A 14,984-nucleotide genomic window follows, 5' to 3' on the forward strand; every position below is an offset into this window, starting at 1 on the left:
ATATTTCGGCCTGTAACAAGATATTTTTATTCACTACCTAGTTACTAATCCTTCTAAGCCCTTCAATATCCACATGTTTTTTAAGGGAGACTAGAGGAACCAGCGATACTCCCGCGCGCTGATGTCATGCAGAAATGCCAGATGATCCTGACGCTTGTTTTCGCAGTAGACGTCCACGAACTCCGCCCCCAAGCCTTCGCGCAACGATGCATGATTTTGCATGGACTGCACCGCTTCGAGCATTTCCAGCGGAAAATCGATGCCACTGCCGCGGTCTTCGTTGAGCGGTGCAATCGGCTCGCGCTCCCCCTCCAGGCCTTGCTCCAGCCCTACCAGAATCGCCGCCAACGCCAAATAAGGGTTGGCATCGGCGCCCGCCAGGCGATGTTCGATGCGCAGGTTCTTGATGTCCGACTCTGGAATACGCAAGCAGGCATCGCGATCCTCGAAGCCCCAACTGGCGCGGGACGCAACGTTCACCGTGCCGCTCAAGCGGCGCATGGCGTTGTGGTTCGGGGCAAAGATCGGCATGCAGTGCGGCAGCACATCCAGGCAACCGGCCACCGCATGGCGCAGCGCCCGCTGGCCGTTCGCCGCCAGCAGGTTGTTGCCGGCCTGGTCATACAGGCTGACATGCACATGCATGCCGCTGCCGGGGTGCTGCAAGTAAGGTTTGGCCATGAAGCTGGCGCGGTAGTTGTGCTTGAGCGCCACGCCCCGGGTGCTGCGGCAGAACAGGGCCGCCCAGTCGGCGGCGCGCAGGCCGTCATCGCAATGGCCGAAGTTGATTTCGAACTGGCCCGGGCCGAGTTCGGCGGTGATCACCGTGGCATCGACGCCCTGCGCTCGCGCCGTCTCGACCATTTCATCGAGCACTGGGGCGAAGCGCGACAAGCGCTCGATGTGCATGTTCGGCTGATCATCGGCATCGCCGGTCAACTCATCACGGGGGAACTGCGGCAAGCCGTCCTTCAAGCGGCTGTCGAACAGGTAGAACTCCAGCTCGAAGGCCACCACCGGGAAAATGCCCTTGCGCTTGAGTCGGTCCAGCACCTGCGCCAGCACTTCACGAGGTTCGAATTCGATGGGTTTTTCCGTGCCGTCGGAGGTGATCAGCATCTGGCCCAAGGGCTGTTTTTCCCAGCTCACCAACTTCAAGGTGCCGGGCACCAAACGGCGCAGCGCATCCGGGTCACCATCGTTGAAGCAGTAATCACCGATCTTGAACAGTCCGCCCTGGGTGCCGAGCAGCACGCAGTTCTGCGGCAGCTTCAGTGCACTGCCGGCAGCGACTTTTTCCAGCATCTCGATCGGGTAGCGCTTGCCGTAGAAATGCCCCGGAATGTCCAGGGAGATCAGGTCGACGTAACGCACTTCGGGGTTGGTGTGGCGGAAGTTGCGAACCTCGGCCAGCAGTTCAGAGCACACAGCATCCATCGTTTTGTTCCTTGTTGTTATCAGGTGTAAACCCAAAGCACACGGGTCAGTTGGTCGGACAGGTTGCCGTAGCGGCAGTGCGCATGGCTGGCCAGTTGAAAGCTGTCTCCGGGATGCAGGGTCACCGGTTCGTTGTCGTCGAGCCACAGGGTCAACTGCCCTTCCAGGACGTAACCGCCCTGCTCGGAGCTGTCCTTCATGTGTCGGTCACCGCTGCTGGCGCCGGGTTCGAGCTGGCTTTCGAGCATCGAAAAGGACGCGCGCATTTTTGGCGAGACGAGGATGTCGGTGATGCCGTCGGCGTAGTACAGCGTGCGCCGCTCATCCGGGCGGGTGACCCAGGACAGGGCCATGGGTTTGGGCAGGCTGTAGAAATAGGTGGTTGGCACGCCGAGGGTTTCGCTGATGGCGGTCAAATCCGCCACCGTCGGGCGCGACAGGCCCCGCTCGACCTGGGACAGAAAACCCACGGAGCGACCGATTTTGTCCGCCAGTTCCTTCAGGGTGTACTTTTTGTGTTTGCGCAGGTCCTGGATCAGGATCGCCAGCGCCGAGATTTCTTCTTGCATGTCCATCTAGAGGCTTCCAGAAAGTGTCGCTTCAAATGCTGTCGCGCAGTCGATACCAGGCCTTGCCGATGGCTTCCAGCGGCGCGGCCAGGTATTTGCCGCCGGGAAAACGGCTGTTGTTCAGGCCCTGGTACAGGGACAGTTCGTCGGGCTGACCGAGTACCGCGTCGGACACCGCCCGGGCCGCGGCCAGTGTCGGCAGTACGCCATGCCCGGAATACCCCTGCATCCAGTACAGATCGCCACGGCGGCCGATATCCGGCGTGCGCTTGAGGGTCAGGTCGATGTGGCCGCCCCAGGCGAACTCCAGATCGACGCCGGTGAGTTGCGGGAACACGCGCTCCAGGAACGGCCGGGTCGCGGCGGCGATGTCCTTGGGCATGCCGCCCAGGTAAGTGCAACCGCCGCCGAACAACAGGCGGTTATCCGGGGTGCGGCGGAAATAATCGAGTACGAACTGGTTGTCGGTCACGCACACGTTGCTCGGCAGCAGCGCGGTGGCTTGCTCCTCGGTGAGCGGCGCGGTCGCGACCTGATACGTGCCGACCGGCAACACGCAACTGGCCAGTTGCGGGTCGAGCCGATCGAGGTAAGCGTTGCACGCCAGCACCAGCACATCGGCGCGAATACGACCGCGCTCGGTGGTCACCACAAACCCGTCGCCCTCCTCGCCATAGCTCAGCGCCTTGCTTAGCTCATGGATGCGGCCACCGGCACGCTCGATCGCGTCCGCAAGGCCGAGGGCCAGTTTCAGCGGGTTCAAATGCCCGCCTTCGGGATCGAACAGGCCGGCCTGATAGCGCTCGCTGGCAACCCACTGCGGCAAATCGCTGCGCTCGATAAATTGCAGTTTGTCGTGGCCCCACTTGTGGCTGGCCTCGTGTTGCCATTCGGTCAGCAGGCCTACCCGACGGGGCATCACCGAGGTCCAGAGATGGCCGGCGCGGTAGTCGCAATCGAACTCATGGCGGCCGGGCAAGTCACGCAACTCGCGCGCGGCCCAGCGCATGCCGTCCCACAGTCGCCGTGCCCGTTCGTAACCCAGCGCCGCTTCCAGCGGTGGCATGTCGCACGACCAGCCGAGAATCGCCTGCCCGCCATTACGCCCGGACGCGGCCCAGGCCACCCGGCTGGCTTCGAGCAAGGTCACGCGCTTGCCGGCCAGCGCCAGGCGCAAAGCTGTGTGCAATCCACTGAAACCGGCCCCGATGATCAGCACTTCGGTGTCTTGCTCACCTTCCAGTGCGGCTCGATCGACCAGACGATCGGCGCAGGTATGGGCGTAGTAACTGGCGACATGCCGGGTGGATTGCTGAAACATACGGCCTCGTGAAATTTTGTATTTTTAATTTCATGAAAAAATACACGGTAAATTTCATACAGGCAAATGGCACGCAAAAAAAATCCCGCCCAAGCGGACTTGGGCGGGAGGTTTAATCAGACGCGTCAGCGAACGAATCAGGCAATCGGGATCAACGGATCCGCTGCGGCCCACGCGGTGTCGCGGTTCGCCGCTGGCGGGTAGATCCATTGGGTGTTGATCTGGGTTTTCAGCGACTTGGCCTCCTCCTTGACCAACTTGACCTGACGATCCCAACCCTCGGTGTACACCGCGCCCCAGGCCCCCAAGTCCAGGCAGGTCACGTATTTCGGCTGGCTGTACGGCGTCGGGTCCACACCGAGGATCTGTGCCGCCACGTTATTGCCGGCGTGGCGCCCCAGGACAATGGCGTGCTGGCAGGTCATCAAGGCGTGGTTGCCGATCTCGTCACTGGCCGCGTAGGCGACGTCGCCGGTGGCGAAGATGTCGTCCTGGCCAATGACTTTCAGGTGCGCGTCGACATGCAGACGCCCCAGGTGATCGCGTTCGGCCGGAATCTGCTCGGTCAGGGAGCTGGCGCGAACGCCGGTGGTCCAGACCACGGTGTTGGCATCGATACGAGTACCGTCGGACAGGGTCACGCCGTTGGCATCGACTGACACAACCGAGGCTTTCAAGTGCCATTCCACGCCGGTTGCCAGGCTGGCCTCGACGATCGATTCGGCGATTTCCTCACCCATCGAGCCGCCAATCTTGTCGCCACGGTCGACGATGATCACATTGATGTCGGCACGGTCGCCGAGGATGGCCCGCAGGCGGCTCGGCATTTCAGTCGCCGTTTCGATCCCGGTGAAACCGCCACCGGCCACCACAACCGTGTCGCGCGCCTTGCTTTCGGGCTGGCTGGCCAGCGCCTTGAGGTGGTTTTCCAGACGCACGGCCTGTTCGATCTGATCGACGTCGAAGGCATGTTCGGCCACGCCCGGCGTGTTCGGCGAAGCCAGGCGGCTGCCGGTGGCCAGAACGAGTTTGTCGTAGCTGCAGACTTGTCGGGCACCTGCGGCATCGACATAGCCGACCTGTTTTTGCCCGACGTCGATGGTCTGCACCGCGCCCTTGACGAACTTGACCCCTACGGCATCAAACAGGTCGCCAATCGGCGCGGCCAACTGGTGGGCGTTCGGCTCGTAGAAGCGCGGACGCACACGCAGCTCGGCCTGAGGAGCCAGCACGGTCACTTCAACGTCGTTGTGGCCGTGAATGTCGAACAGGCGCGTGGCACTCAAAGCGGTCCACATGCCACCGAAACCTGCGCCGATTACCAGAATGTGCTGCTTCATTTTTGACTCCTGGGGGAATAACCAAGTGTTGAAAATCTTTGAGGGCGTTACGGACTGCCGCCAGGTTGTACCCGGATAAGCGTCTGCCACTGCGATCGAACAACTACGACTGTATTGATCCTAGTTAAATCCTGCAACAGGTTTTTACCGAGTGTGACCATCGAAAACCCTGATCCATGACCTGAACACCCCGTATTCAGCGCACCACAGGAGCGTTCACTGTCATGAAAAAAAGATTGAGTGAGGAGGGATTCGTTGCCTTGCTTGCTTTCGGCTGCTAGAATTTGCGACTAATTCAGTCGGAGATTTGCATGTCTCTTTACAGCGCGGGTGTCGAATACGGCATCCACTGCCTGCTTTTTCTGGTGGGTAACGGTGGCGACTCGCGCGAAGCGAGCGTTCGCGACCTTGCCGATCTGCAAGGTGTCCCCCAGGACTACCTGGCGAAAATCTTCACCAAGTTGGCCAAGGCCAATCTGGTGGTCGCCACCGAAGGCATGCGCGGTGGCTTCAAGCTGGCCCGGCCCGCTGACGAAATCACCTTGCTGGATATCGTCAACGCCATCGATGGCCGCAAGTCGATTTTCGATTGTCGGGAGATCCGTGGCCGTTGCGCAGTGTTTGACGGCACCCCACCTGAGTGGGCATTGGACGGACTGTGCGCGATCAATGGCGCGATGATGGTTGCGCAAAAACGCATGGAAGAGGCACTTGCCCAACAAACCATCCTCGACATCGCCAGGAAATTCGGGCGCAAGGCCCCGCCAGAATTTGGCGTCAAAGTTGAAAGCTGGATGAATGAGCGTCGGGAACGTAAAAGCGCCGCCCAGACCAGCGAGCAAATCATCCCGACGACCAACCTTTCGGACTGATCCACACAAAAAAAAACCGGATGCGCGCCAGGCATCCGGTTTTTTCTCAATTGAGTCGAAAAACGGTCGGTGACCGATTTTCACCCTCTCGCGCTTACAAACAGTCGCGCACGATTTTGCGCAGGTCGCCGGACTTGGCCCAAGGTGGCCCCTGATACAGCGAAACCCGGCTGCCGTCCTTGTACTTCACGATATCCACCACTTCGTCGGCTGTGATTACGCTGGGCGCGGTGATGCGAAATCCGTTGGATATCGAAACCTGGGTCGTATTCGATACTTCCTTTTGCCAGGCAGGCAACACGCACGCCGCATACTCTTTTGGCGTCTTCTCGCTGTGCTTGCTGACATTCGGCTCGCCCGGTACCAACGACGCCGGCAACGAGCACCCGCCCAGCAATGCCAACACGACTCCCCCCATCAACATCCGCATGCTGTTTCCTTTAATTCGAAATAAGAAAATGTAGCTCGCCGTCGTCCCTACAGCCATCCCCAACGATTCGGCGACTTTCATTGATATCACTTCGCCCGGTTAGTCCCTTGCGTTCAGATAAAGTAGGACAGCGTACTTTCATGTTCGCATTTATTTTCCCGACCAAAGAAAACCCCGCTGAATCAGACGAACATAACATCCGGCCCGGTAAACAGGTCTAAAATTTCGGTGTGCAGAGTTCAGGAGATCATCATGTGGCTTAACGAATCGGAACAGGAACTTCGGCGTGATCTGCAAGGGCTTGCGTCAGATTTGCGCTGGTCGGCCGTGGAGCTGTTGCGCATCGAGCAGCAATTGCGTCTGCTCGGGAACGACGTCGACGCGCAAGCCGTTCAGAAACTGTGTTCTTTGTTTCAGGGTGATGAAGCAAAACTGTCCGGCTACGCCGAGGAAGTGAAAGCCAAGGTCATTAGCCGCAACAAGGCTCAATAGCAGGAGCGCTGCCATGAACAGGCCTCTATTTACGTTGGTCGTCGCACTGACCGCGTTGGCAGGCTGCAGCACCAACTCGATCTACCAGGACCAGCCGCTGGTCGCGAAAGTCGATACCGGCATGACCCAGGAGCAAGTCCGGCAAATCGGCGGCCAGCCCCTGGCGGTCACCAACCGGACTGTCGTACCCGGTACGTGCTTTGACTACAAACTGACTCAGTCCGGCCATCAACAAGCGTTCAATGTCAGCTTTGACGGCCGAGGCATGGTCGACCACAAAAGCTTCATGACCTGCGCGCAGTGGAGCCACACGCAACAAAAGGCCCGGGAGCCCTCCCGCCCCAGCGGAGGTGGCGGCTATTAGCGCCCTTAAGGATTTTGTAGGAGCGAGCTTGCTCGCGATGGACTCAAGTGCGCCGGGTTTAGCCAGGAAACACGCGTTATCGTTAGCGACCATCGCGAGCAAGCTCGCTCCTACAGGCTTCATTTTGTTTGATGGCTGCCCGCAGACCTGCCAGCACGCGCCCTGTAGCCGGGCAGCGAAGCGGCAAACGCCAGTGCTTCTTCTCGACTGGCAAACGAGCCCAGCCGGTCGCCTTGGGTGCACACCCGCCAGGGGCCGTGGTTCACGCTGAGTACGTCGTAACCGTTCATGTGCATTTTGTTCAGCATCGGAACGCTCATAGTCACCTCCTCTTGGGCAGTGATCTCAGGTTGACTTGCTTACCTTACACCCACCCTTGTCCAAAATACCGACCAGATGTCGCCATGGAAATTCCTTCTGGTTGCACTTTTCATCACATTGGCACCTCAAATTACTCAGATAGCAGCACAATCGCGGCCCTCGCCCGAATGCTGCACGTCCATACCTGTTCCATGACAACGGCCATCGGGTAATCCATGAAAGTACGCGCAACGATCATCTTCGAGCAGGACAGGCATGTACTGCTGGTACGCAAGCCAGGAGGACGCTGGACGCTGCCCGGCGGCAAGCTCGAACGGGGTGAAAGCGCAGCCGATGCCGCCGTTCGCGAGCTGCTGGAAGAAACCGGGTTGCGGGTCGACGAGTTGATGTACGTGCTGGAGCTGGAATCGGACGGCACCCGACACCACGTATTCGAGGTGTCGGTGCTGAACCTGGAGCAATTGCGACCGCTGAACGAAATCACCGATTGCATCTGGCACCCGCTGGATGCACTACACAACCTGAACATCAGCGACACCATGCGCAGTATTGTCAGCACCTTTGTGCGCCGCTTGTAGGCCCTAGCCGTTGGCCAACGCCGTCGCCGCCCTGTCGATCAATGCCGCCACTTCGGCGGGCATCGACGCCAATGACGCATGGCTGGCGTTCAAGGTCAGAATCTCCCGGGCGTTGAGCCGCGCAGCCATCCATTGCTGGTTCTGTGGCGCGATCATCCGGTCTGCGGTCGAGATCTGATACCACGATGGCTTTTTCTTCCAGGCCACCGTGCCAATGGTGTCGCCGAAGGTACTCGCCAGCGGCGCTTTCTGGGTGAGGCCCATGACCATCCCTTCGGTCGCCGGCAGGTCCTGACAGAAGCTCTCGTGGTAGAGCTCGGGCTTGACCCACAGGTAACCGTCGCTGTCGGGAGCCAGGTTGGCCGCCGCCGCTGGCAAATGCCGTTGCGTGATGCCGCCGGGGCTTTCACCGGCGTCAGGCGCAAATGCGGCGATGTACACCAGCCCGGCCACATTCGGCATATCCCCCGCTTCAGTGATGACCGCGCCGCCATAGGAATGCCCCACCAGCAGCACCGGACCGGGCACCTGGGCGACCATCTTGCGCGTACGCTCGGCATCCTCGGCCAAGGACGTCAGCGGCAACTCGACGGCACGAATATTCGTGTCACCCCGGCTGAGCAATTTGACGATGACCTTGTTCCAGTGGGCGGCACCGCCCCAGAAACCATGGACCAGCACGATCGTGGGTTTGTCACTCATCACCATGACTCCGTTTGCGGATGGGGTTGTCTGTCGCTCGCCTCAGCCCTGATCGCCACCGCCCACGGGCATGACCATGCCGGTGATATAGGACGCATCGTCGCTGGCCAGAAACAGAATAGCCCCCGCCTGCTCATCCAGGGTGCCGTAGCGTTTCATCAAACTGCTGTCGAGGGTCTGGTCGACGATCTGCTGGTACCAGAGTTTTTCCTGCTCACTCTGCTCGGCACCGTTGCGGGGTATGCGTCGCGGCGGTGCTTCGGTGCCGCCAGGCGCCGTCGCGTTGACCCGCACGCCGCGACCGGCGGTTTCGAACGCCAGACAAGCGGTCAAGGCATTGACCCCACCCTTGGCCGCACCGTAGGGCACGCGGTTGAGGCTGCGGGTGGCGATGGAGGATACGTTGACGATCGCACCACTGCCCTGCTCCAGCATGAACGGCAGCGCGGCATGGCAACACCACAAGGTCGGGAACAGCGAACGGCGAACCTCGGCCTCGATCTGCGACGCCTCGTAGTGCTCGAACGGCTTGGCCCAGATCGTCCCGCCGACGTTATTGACCAGCACATCGAGACGACCGAAGCGCTCGACGGCGGTTTGCATCACCCGACTGCATTCCTCGTATTGCTCAAGGTCGGCGGTCAGGGCCAATACCTGGGTGGTCGAGGCCAGCTGCTGTTGAACTTCGAACACCAGGTCGGAGCGATCCACCAGGACCAGCTTCGCCCCTTCGGCGGCCATACGCTCGGCCACCCGCCGACCGATGCCTTGGGCAGCGCCGGTGATCAGAGCGACTTTGTCTTGAAATCTGTTCATGTGTACCTCATGACGAAAATTGGCATCCCGGACGAAACAAGGCCTGTGGGAGCGAGCTTGCTCGCGATGAGGCCGGAACATTCAGCATTGATGTTGCCTGGCAGGACGCCATCGCGAGCAAGCTCGCTCCCACATTGGATCTGCGTCGTGCGCAGAGTCTGCGGTTGCTCCCACATTGGATTGGCTCAGGCCGCGCTGGCGGCGAATTTCTCAAAGTAGAAGTTGGCAGGCGCGATGCCTTGTTCGCGAATGAACTGGCTGACCGCTTCGACCATCGGCGGCGGGCCGCACAGGTAGACGTCGACGTCGCCATCGTTCAAATGCCTGGGCTCGATGTGCTGGGTCACATAGCCCTTGAGCGGGTGCTGGCTCTCGGGGCTGGCGACGCAGGCGCTGAAGGTGAAGTTGGGGATGCGCGCGGCAAAGGCTTCGAGGCGGTCGATTTCCACCAGGTCGAAATCGTGGGTCACCCCGTAGATCAGATGCAGCGGGTGATCGCTGCCCTGCTCGGCGATCTTCTCCAGCATCGCGGTGAACGGCGCCAGCCCGGTGCCACCGGCCAGCAGCAACAGCGGCCGACGGATATCCCGCAGGTAGAAGCTGCCCAGAGGACCTGCCAGACTCATGCAGTCGCCGGCCTTGGCCATGCCGGTCAGGAAGCTGCTCATCAGGCCGCCGGGCACGTTGCGGATCAGGAAACTGACCTCGCCGTCGCGCTGCAACGAGCTGAACGAATAGGCACGGGTCTGCTCGCTGCCGGGAATCCCCAGGTTCACGTACTGCCCCGGCAGAAACGCCAGCTTGCTCAGGGCATCGCCCTTGATCGACAGCGCGATGGTGCTGTCGGACAACTGGCGCACGGCGCTGATGGTCGCATCGTAGCTGGCCTGCCGGGTTCGGCAGACCTCGGAGGACGTCGGTACGCGCACCACGCAATCGCTCTGGGCGCGCATCTGGCAGGTCAGGACAAAGCCTTGCTCGGCCTCTTCAGGACTGAGGGCGTCTTCGATGTACTCCTCGCCCAGATCGTAGGTGCCGGCTTCGGCAAAACACTTGCAGGTACCACAAGCGCCGTCGCGGCAGTCCAGCGGGATGTTGATGCCCTGGCGGTACGCGGCATCGGCCACGGTTTCGCCGGCGTTGGCGTCGATGAACCGGGTGACGCCGTCTTCAAAATTGAACGCAATGGAATGGGTCATGACGGCAGTCTCACAGGTGGTAAACATCGATGACCTGGCGAACGTAGTCGTTCTTCAGGATCACTTTCTTGGCCTTGATGAGCGGGTTTTCACCGCGCACGTCGAGGGTGTAGAAACTGCTGCCGAAATAGCTGTCGACGGTCTTGTAGCGAAAACTCAGGGTGTGCCAGTTGAAGCGCACCTTGCACAGTCCGTCGGCCTGTTCGAGCAGCTCGATGTTGCTGATGTTGTGGGAGGTGCGGGTGTCCGGCACGCTGGCGCTGGAGCGCTCGGTCTTGATGCGGAAGATGCGGTCTTCCAGGCCCGTGCGGTTGCCGTACCAGATCAGCGAGATTTCCCGCTGTGGGTCTTCGGTCAGTTCGTCGTTGTCGTCCCAGGACGGCATCCAGTACGTCGCGTCAGGGGCGTACAGCTCCAGCCATTCGTCCCACTGCCGGTCATCGAGGTAGCGTGCTTCGCGATAGAGGAAATCGCGCACCGCTTCATAGGAAATGGTCATAACACGTCCTCCACGGCGATCAGCTTTGACTGCTCGGCCGCCAGGGCCTTGAGCATGGTCTGCTGCCAATACTTGTGCTGCAGCACGAACAGGCCCTCATCTTCGGTGCGCACGCCGCTGAGCAGCGGGTGCAGGTCGATCTCTTTGGCGGCTTCGTCTGCACCTTCGATCCAGTGCTCGGCGCCCCGGGACATGTCGTTCCAGGTGGTGACGCTGCCCTGATAGCTGGTCTGGCAGGAGCGGAACTCTTCCAGGTCGTCCGGCGTGGCCATGCCGCTGACGTTGAAGAAATCCTCGTACTGGCGAATCCGGCTCGAACGGGCGTGATCGCTTTCGCCTTTGGGGGCGATGCAGTAGATGGTGATTTCCGTGCGGTTGACCGAGATCGGCCGGGCGATGCGGATCTGCGAGCTGAACTGGTCCATCAGGTACACGTTCGGGTACAGGCACAGGTTGCGCGAGTTCTCGATCATCCAGTCGGCGCGGGCCTTGCCGAAGTCTTGCGCCAGCTCATCGCGACGCTCGTACAGCGGACGGTCCTCGGGGTTTGCCCAACGGGTCCAGAGCAGCATGTGGCCCTTGTCGAAGGAATAGAAACCACCGCCTTGCTTGGCCCAGCTGCCGGCGCTCATGGTCGGGTTGGCGTCACCGGCTTCACGCTGCTTGCGCTGGTTCTGGGTGGCCGCGTAGTTCCAGTGCACGGAGCTGACGTGGTAGCCGTCGGCGCCGTTTTCCGCAGTGAGTTTCCAGTTGCCTTCGTAGATGTAGCTGGAGGAGCCACGCAGCACTTCCAGGCCATCGGCGGACTGGTCGACGATCATGTCGATGATCTTCGCCGACTCGCCCAGGTGCTCGACCAGTGGCAGCACATCGGCCTTGAGGCTGCCGAACAGGAAGCCGCGATAGGACTCGAAACGCGCGACTTTGGTCAGGTCGTGGGAGCCTTCACAGTTGAAGCTCGACGGGTAGCCGGCGTTGGCCGGATCCTTGACCTTGAGCAGCTTGCCGGAGTTGTTGAAGGTCCAGCCGTGGAACGGGCAGGTGTAGGAGCTCTTGTTGCCGGACTTGTGCCGGCACAGGGTCGCGCCACGGTGGCTGCAGGCATTGATGAAGGCGTTGAGTACGCCGTCCTTGTTGCGCGCGATGAAGATCGACTGACGCCCCATGGTGGTGGTGTAGAAATCATTGATGTTGGGGATCTGGCTTTCGTGGGCCAGGTAGAGCCAGTTGCCCTCGAAGATGTGTTCCATCTCCAGGTCGAACAACCGGGGGTCGGTGAACATCTCGCGTTTGCAGCGATAGAGGCCCTGCTCGGGATCGTCTTCAAGCAGGGAATGCAAATATTCGGGTCGCAGGGTCATGGCCGCCGCCTCCATTGTTATTGTTCAGGCAGGGGTCATGCTAGGACGGGGCGATGGGGCGGAATATCCGCGGGGTGCAGACCTTTATCCGTTTTGTGCAGTCACTGGCGGCGTGTCAGGCGCCATCGATGGTGAATGTGCCGGCCCCATCGCGAGCAAGCTCGCTCCCACAGGGGTGAAGCAATCCAATGAGGGAGCGAGCTTGCTCGCGATGGGGCCAGACCAGACAACAAAAAACCTGAAGGTCTCAGTGCCGACGCTTGAGGGTATCGGACGGCAATTCGCCGAACTGCTTGCGGTAGCTGTCGGAGAACCGGCCCAGGTGCAGGAAGCCGTAATCCATCGCCACTTCGGTGACGTTGCGCACGTTACAGGTCGGGTCGCTGAGGCAGGCGTTGATGCGTTCCAGGCGTTTCTGGCGCAGGTAGTTTTTCGGCGTAAGGCCGGCATTGCGCTCGAACAGTCCGTACAGCGAGCGCAAGCTCATGTGCGCCTGGCGTGCCAGCGCTTCGCTGTCGATGTCCTGCTTGAGGTTATTGGCGATGTAATCGGCAATCGCCTCGAACGTGGCCGTCTGCGAGCCCAGTTCGAGGCGGCAGACATTGGTCTTCATCAGGCTGAGCATCTTGCTGACGATGATCTGCGTGTAATGCTCCTGCACCCTGGGGATTTGCTCGGTGGATTCGGCCTCCTGGCAGATCATCGCCAGCAAGTTGACGAAGCCTTCCAGTTCATTGAGCTGATAACGGTTTTCCAGAAATCGCACGCCCTGCCCCGGATAGCGCCAGCGCTGCTCATCGCAGACCGATTCAAACAAGCGGGTCGGGACTTTGAGGATGAATTTTTCGCAATCGGCGGAATACGTCAGGTCCACCGGATCGTCGGGGTTGATCAGCAGCAATTCGCCGGGAGCGAAGTAATGTTCCTGGCCGTGTCCACGCCACAGGCAATTGCCGCGCAGCAACACTTGCAGGTGATAGATGCTGTCCAGCGCACCGGACGTCACCCGCACACTGGCACCGTAGCTGATGCGGCACAGGTCGAGGCTGGCGAACTTGCGATGATCGAGACTGGCCAACGGGCTGCCGGCACGGGGCATGAGAATGCAGTGGTTACCGACGTGCTGATTGACGTAGCCCGACACCGCATAAGGGTCGGCATGGTCGAATACTCTGCTGCGCTGACTCAACAGTTGAGCTTGCATCATCGGGTCACTCTCATTGTTGTTATAGGTTGCGTCGGATCATTCCAGAACAGTGCTCGCATCAATGTGTTATCGCAAGACCTTGTGGGAGCGAGCTTGCTCGCGATGACGGAGTGCCAGTCAACATGGATGTTGAATGTAAAACCGCTATCGCGAGCAAGCTCGCTCCCACAGAGTGGTGATCCCACAGGGTCGTGCTATCAGTCCTCGAGTGCGCGAACCCGCTCGTGGCGCTGCTGTTCTTCAGGCTGGGCAGACGACTGCAGGGTGAAATCGAATTCGATTTCGGCAAAGCGACCGCTCACACCATGGGCCGCCGCGCGCTGCTGATCGTCGCTGAAGGTGATCTTGGCGATCAGCTCGTCGCGGGTGGCGTAGGCGAAATCGTCATGCAGATACTTCTCGCCATCCAGGTTGATCTGGGTGGTCAGGTGGCGATGGTCCGGAGCAGAGATGAAGAAGTGCACGTGCGCCGGACGCTGGCCATGACGGCCCAGTTGATCGAGCAGTTGCTGGGTCGGACCGTCCGGTGGGCAGCCATAGCCCGACGGCACGATGCTGCGAAAACGGTAGCGGCCTTCGGCGTCGGTAACGATGCGGCGACGCAGGTTGAATTCCGACTGAGTGGTATCGAAGTACGAGTAAGTACCGCCAGTGTTGGCGTGCCAGACGTCCACCACAGCACCGGCCAGGGGCTCGCCAGCGGTGTTGAACACGCGGCCTTGCATGAACAGAGTCACACCCGGATCGACGCCGTCGTCCAGACGCGCTTCGCCATGCGACAGCGGCGCACCCGCCACGTACAGCGGGCCTTCGATGGTGCGTGGGGTGCCGCCGGACTTGCCGGCCTGCTCATCCTCTGCATCCATCAGCAGGTCGAGGTAATGCTCCAGACCGAGACCGGCCACCACCAGCCCGGCTTCCTGGCGCGCACCCAGCACGTTGAGGTAGTTGACGGCTTTCCAGAACTCTTCCGGGGTCACGGCCAGGTCTTCGATGATGTTCACCGAATCACGCAGGATGCGGTAGACCAATGCCTTGGTCCGTGGGTCGCCGGCGTCGTTGAGCAGGCCGCTGGCCTCTTCGAGAAATTTCTGGACTTCGGCAGTGTGGGAAATCTTGACGTTCATTCTGGGTTCCTCATCTTGTAATTATTAGCGTAGCGCGCTGAACAGGCTGGGCTCAGCGGTCATCGTCACGGATGGAAGAAGGATGCCGGCACATCGCGTCGATCTCGATGGCCATGTACGGAAACAGTGGCAATTGCATCAGCAGGTCATGCAGTTCCTGAACGCTGTCGACATCGAACACGCTGTAGTTGGCGTAGTGTCCGGCGATGCGCCACAGGTGGCGCCACTTGCCCTGCTCTTGCAGACGCTGGGCCAGGGCTTTTTCGTCAGCCTTGAGTTTGGCGGCTGCCTCCGGGTTCATGTCGACCGGCAGGTTCACGGTCATTTTTACGTGGAACAGCATAATGCT

The 14,984-nt window shown here is 60.4% G+C and carries 18 protein-coding genes; 4 read left to right on the forward strand and 14 right to left on the reverse strand.

From position 1 onward, the window contains the following. Window positions 1-90 precede the first annotated feature (90 nt). The 4 genes from AC3IT9_RS18100 to AC3IT9_RS18115 all read right to left on the reverse strand — a co-directional run bounded on the left by AC3IT9_RS18100 (window position 91) and on the right by AC3IT9_RS18115 (window position 4,667). Window positions 91-1,437, reverse strand: a complete 1,347-nt coding sequence (locus AC3IT9_RS18100; RefSeq protein WP_423505645.1) for a glutamine synthetase family protein — start codon at window positions 1,435-1,437, stop codon at window positions 91-93. A gap of 20 nt (window positions 1,438-1,457) precedes the next feature. After that, window positions 1,458-2,012 carry a helix-turn-helix domain-containing protein gene (locus AC3IT9_RS18105; RefSeq protein ID WP_007976194.1) on the reverse strand — a complete coding sequence of 185 codons (555 nt, stop codon included), beginning with the start codon at window positions 2,010-2,012 and terminating at the stop codon, window positions 1,458-1,460. Window positions 2,013-2,037: 25 nt separating this feature from the next. Further along, entirely contained in the window at window positions 2,038-3,327 is a 1,290-nt protein-coding gene (locus AC3IT9_RS18110) for an NAD(P)/FAD-dependent oxidoreductase (RefSeq protein WP_489270593.1), read from the reverse strand. Window positions 3,328-3,464: 137 nt separating this feature from the next. Beyond that, a complete protein-coding gene (locus AC3IT9_RS18115; protein ID WP_489270594.1) occupies window positions 3,465-4,667 on the reverse strand; it encodes an NAD(P)/FAD-dependent oxidoreductase in 1,203 nt (400 codons plus the stop codon). 311 nt (window positions 4,668-4,978) lie between these two features. Between AC3IT9_RS18115 and AC3IT9_RS18120 the strand changes: the two genes are divergently transcribed. Continuing rightward, a complete protein-coding gene (locus AC3IT9_RS18120; protein ID WP_489270596.1) occupies window positions 4,979-5,539 on the forward strand; it encodes an RrF2 family transcriptional regulator in 561 nt (186 codons plus the stop codon). A 94-nt stretch (window positions 5,540-5,633) separates the two neighbouring features. Here the strand turns inward: AC3IT9_RS18120 and AC3IT9_RS18125 are convergent, their stop codons facing one another. Next, complete coding sequence (locus tag AC3IT9_RS18125; protein ID WP_150754713.1) at window positions 5,634-5,969, reverse strand: hypothetical protein; 336 nt, start codon at window positions 5,967-5,969, stop codon at window positions 5,634-5,636. A gap of 252 nt (window positions 5,970-6,221) precedes the next feature. On the opposite strand from AC3IT9_RS18125, the gene AC3IT9_RS18130 reads away from it, so the two are divergent. Both AC3IT9_RS18130 and osmE read left to right on the forward strand, forming a co-directional pair. Continuing rightward, window positions 6,222-6,461, forward strand: a complete 240-nt coding sequence (locus tag AC3IT9_RS18130) for a hypothetical protein (RefSeq protein WP_150724234.1) — start codon at window positions 6,222-6,224, stop codon at window positions 6,459-6,461. A 13-nt stretch (window positions 6,462-6,474) separates the two neighbouring features. Then, window positions 6,475-6,825, forward strand: coding sequence for an osmotically-inducible lipoprotein OsmE (osmE, locus tag AC3IT9_RS18135; RefSeq protein WP_150724235.1), 351 nt, complete (start codon window positions 6,475-6,477; stop codon window positions 6,823-6,825). Between the two features lie 119 nt (window positions 6,826-6,944). Here osmE and AC3IT9_RS18140 read toward each other — a convergent pair whose 3' ends face one another. Beyond that, window positions 6,945-7,145 (reverse strand): SPOR domain-containing protein, encoded by a 201-nt coding sequence (locus AC3IT9_RS18140; protein ID WP_150724236.1) that lies wholly within the window; start codon window positions 7,143-7,145, stop codon window positions 6,945-6,947. Window positions 7,146-7,361: 216 nt separating this feature from the next. Between AC3IT9_RS18140 and AC3IT9_RS18145 the strand changes: the two genes are divergently transcribed. After that, window positions 7,362-7,724 carry an NUDIX hydrolase gene (locus AC3IT9_RS18145; RefSeq protein WP_150724237.1) on the forward strand — a complete coding sequence of 121 codons (363 nt, stop codon included), beginning with the start codon at window positions 7,362-7,364 and terminating at the stop codon, window positions 7,722-7,724. A 3-nt stretch (window positions 7,725-7,727) separates the two neighbouring features. On the opposite strand, the gene AC3IT9_RS18150 is transcribed toward AC3IT9_RS18145, so the two are convergent. The 8 genes from AC3IT9_RS18150 to catC form a co-directional block, all read right to left on the reverse strand. Beyond that, a complete protein-coding gene (locus AC3IT9_RS18150) occupies window positions 7,728-8,426 on the reverse strand; it encodes an alpha/beta hydrolase (protein ID WP_489270597.1) in 699 nt (232 codons plus the stop codon). A 42-nt stretch (window positions 8,427-8,468) separates the two neighbouring features. Then, entirely contained in the window at window positions 8,469-9,242 is a 774-nt protein-coding gene (locus AC3IT9_RS18155; protein ID WP_489270598.1) for a 1,6-dihydroxycyclohexa-2,4-diene-1-carboxylate dehydrogenase, read from the reverse strand. A 185-nt stretch (window positions 9,243-9,427) separates the two neighbouring features. Then, window positions 9,428-10,441 (reverse strand): benzoate 1,2-dioxygenase electron transfer component BenC, encoded by a 1,014-nt coding sequence (benC, locus tag AC3IT9_RS18160; RefSeq protein WP_489270599.1) that lies wholly within the window; start codon window positions 10,439-10,441, stop codon window positions 9,428-9,430. A 10-nt stretch (window positions 10,442-10,451) separates the two neighbouring features. Next, a complete protein-coding gene (gene benB, locus AC3IT9_RS18165) occupies window positions 10,452-10,940 on the reverse strand; it encodes a benzoate 1,2-dioxygenase small subunit (protein ID WP_489270600.1) in 489 nt (162 codons plus the stop codon). Beyond that, window positions 10,937-12,301 carry a benzoate 1,2-dioxygenase large subunit gene (benA, locus tag AC3IT9_RS18170; RefSeq protein WP_489270601.1) on the reverse strand — a complete coding sequence of 455 codons (1,365 nt, stop codon included), beginning with the start codon at window positions 12,299-12,301 and terminating at the stop codon, window positions 10,937-10,939. The genes benB and benA overlap by 4 nt, the downstream gene beginning before the upstream one ends. Before the next feature lie 247 nt (window positions 12,302-12,548). After that, window positions 12,549-13,508 (reverse strand): AraC family transcriptional regulator, encoded by a 960-nt coding sequence (locus AC3IT9_RS18175; RefSeq protein ID WP_150724243.1) that lies wholly within the window; start codon window positions 13,506-13,508, stop codon window positions 12,549-12,551. A 197-nt stretch (window positions 13,509-13,705) separates the two neighbouring features. Beyond that, window positions 13,706-14,635 (reverse strand): catechol 1,2-dioxygenase, encoded by a 930-nt coding sequence (gene catA / locus AC3IT9_RS18180; RefSeq protein WP_150724244.1) that lies wholly within the window; start codon window positions 14,633-14,635, stop codon window positions 13,706-13,708. Between the two features lie 52 nt (window positions 14,636-14,687). Next, window positions 14,688-14,978 (reverse strand): muconolactone Delta-isomerase, encoded by a 291-nt coding sequence (gene catC / locus AC3IT9_RS18185; protein WP_008053771.1) that lies wholly within the window; start codon window positions 14,976-14,978, stop codon window positions 14,688-14,690. Window positions 14,979-14,984: the final 6 nt, after the last annotated feature.

This window comes from Pseudomonas sp. KH_046_1 (genome assembly GCF_057839025.1).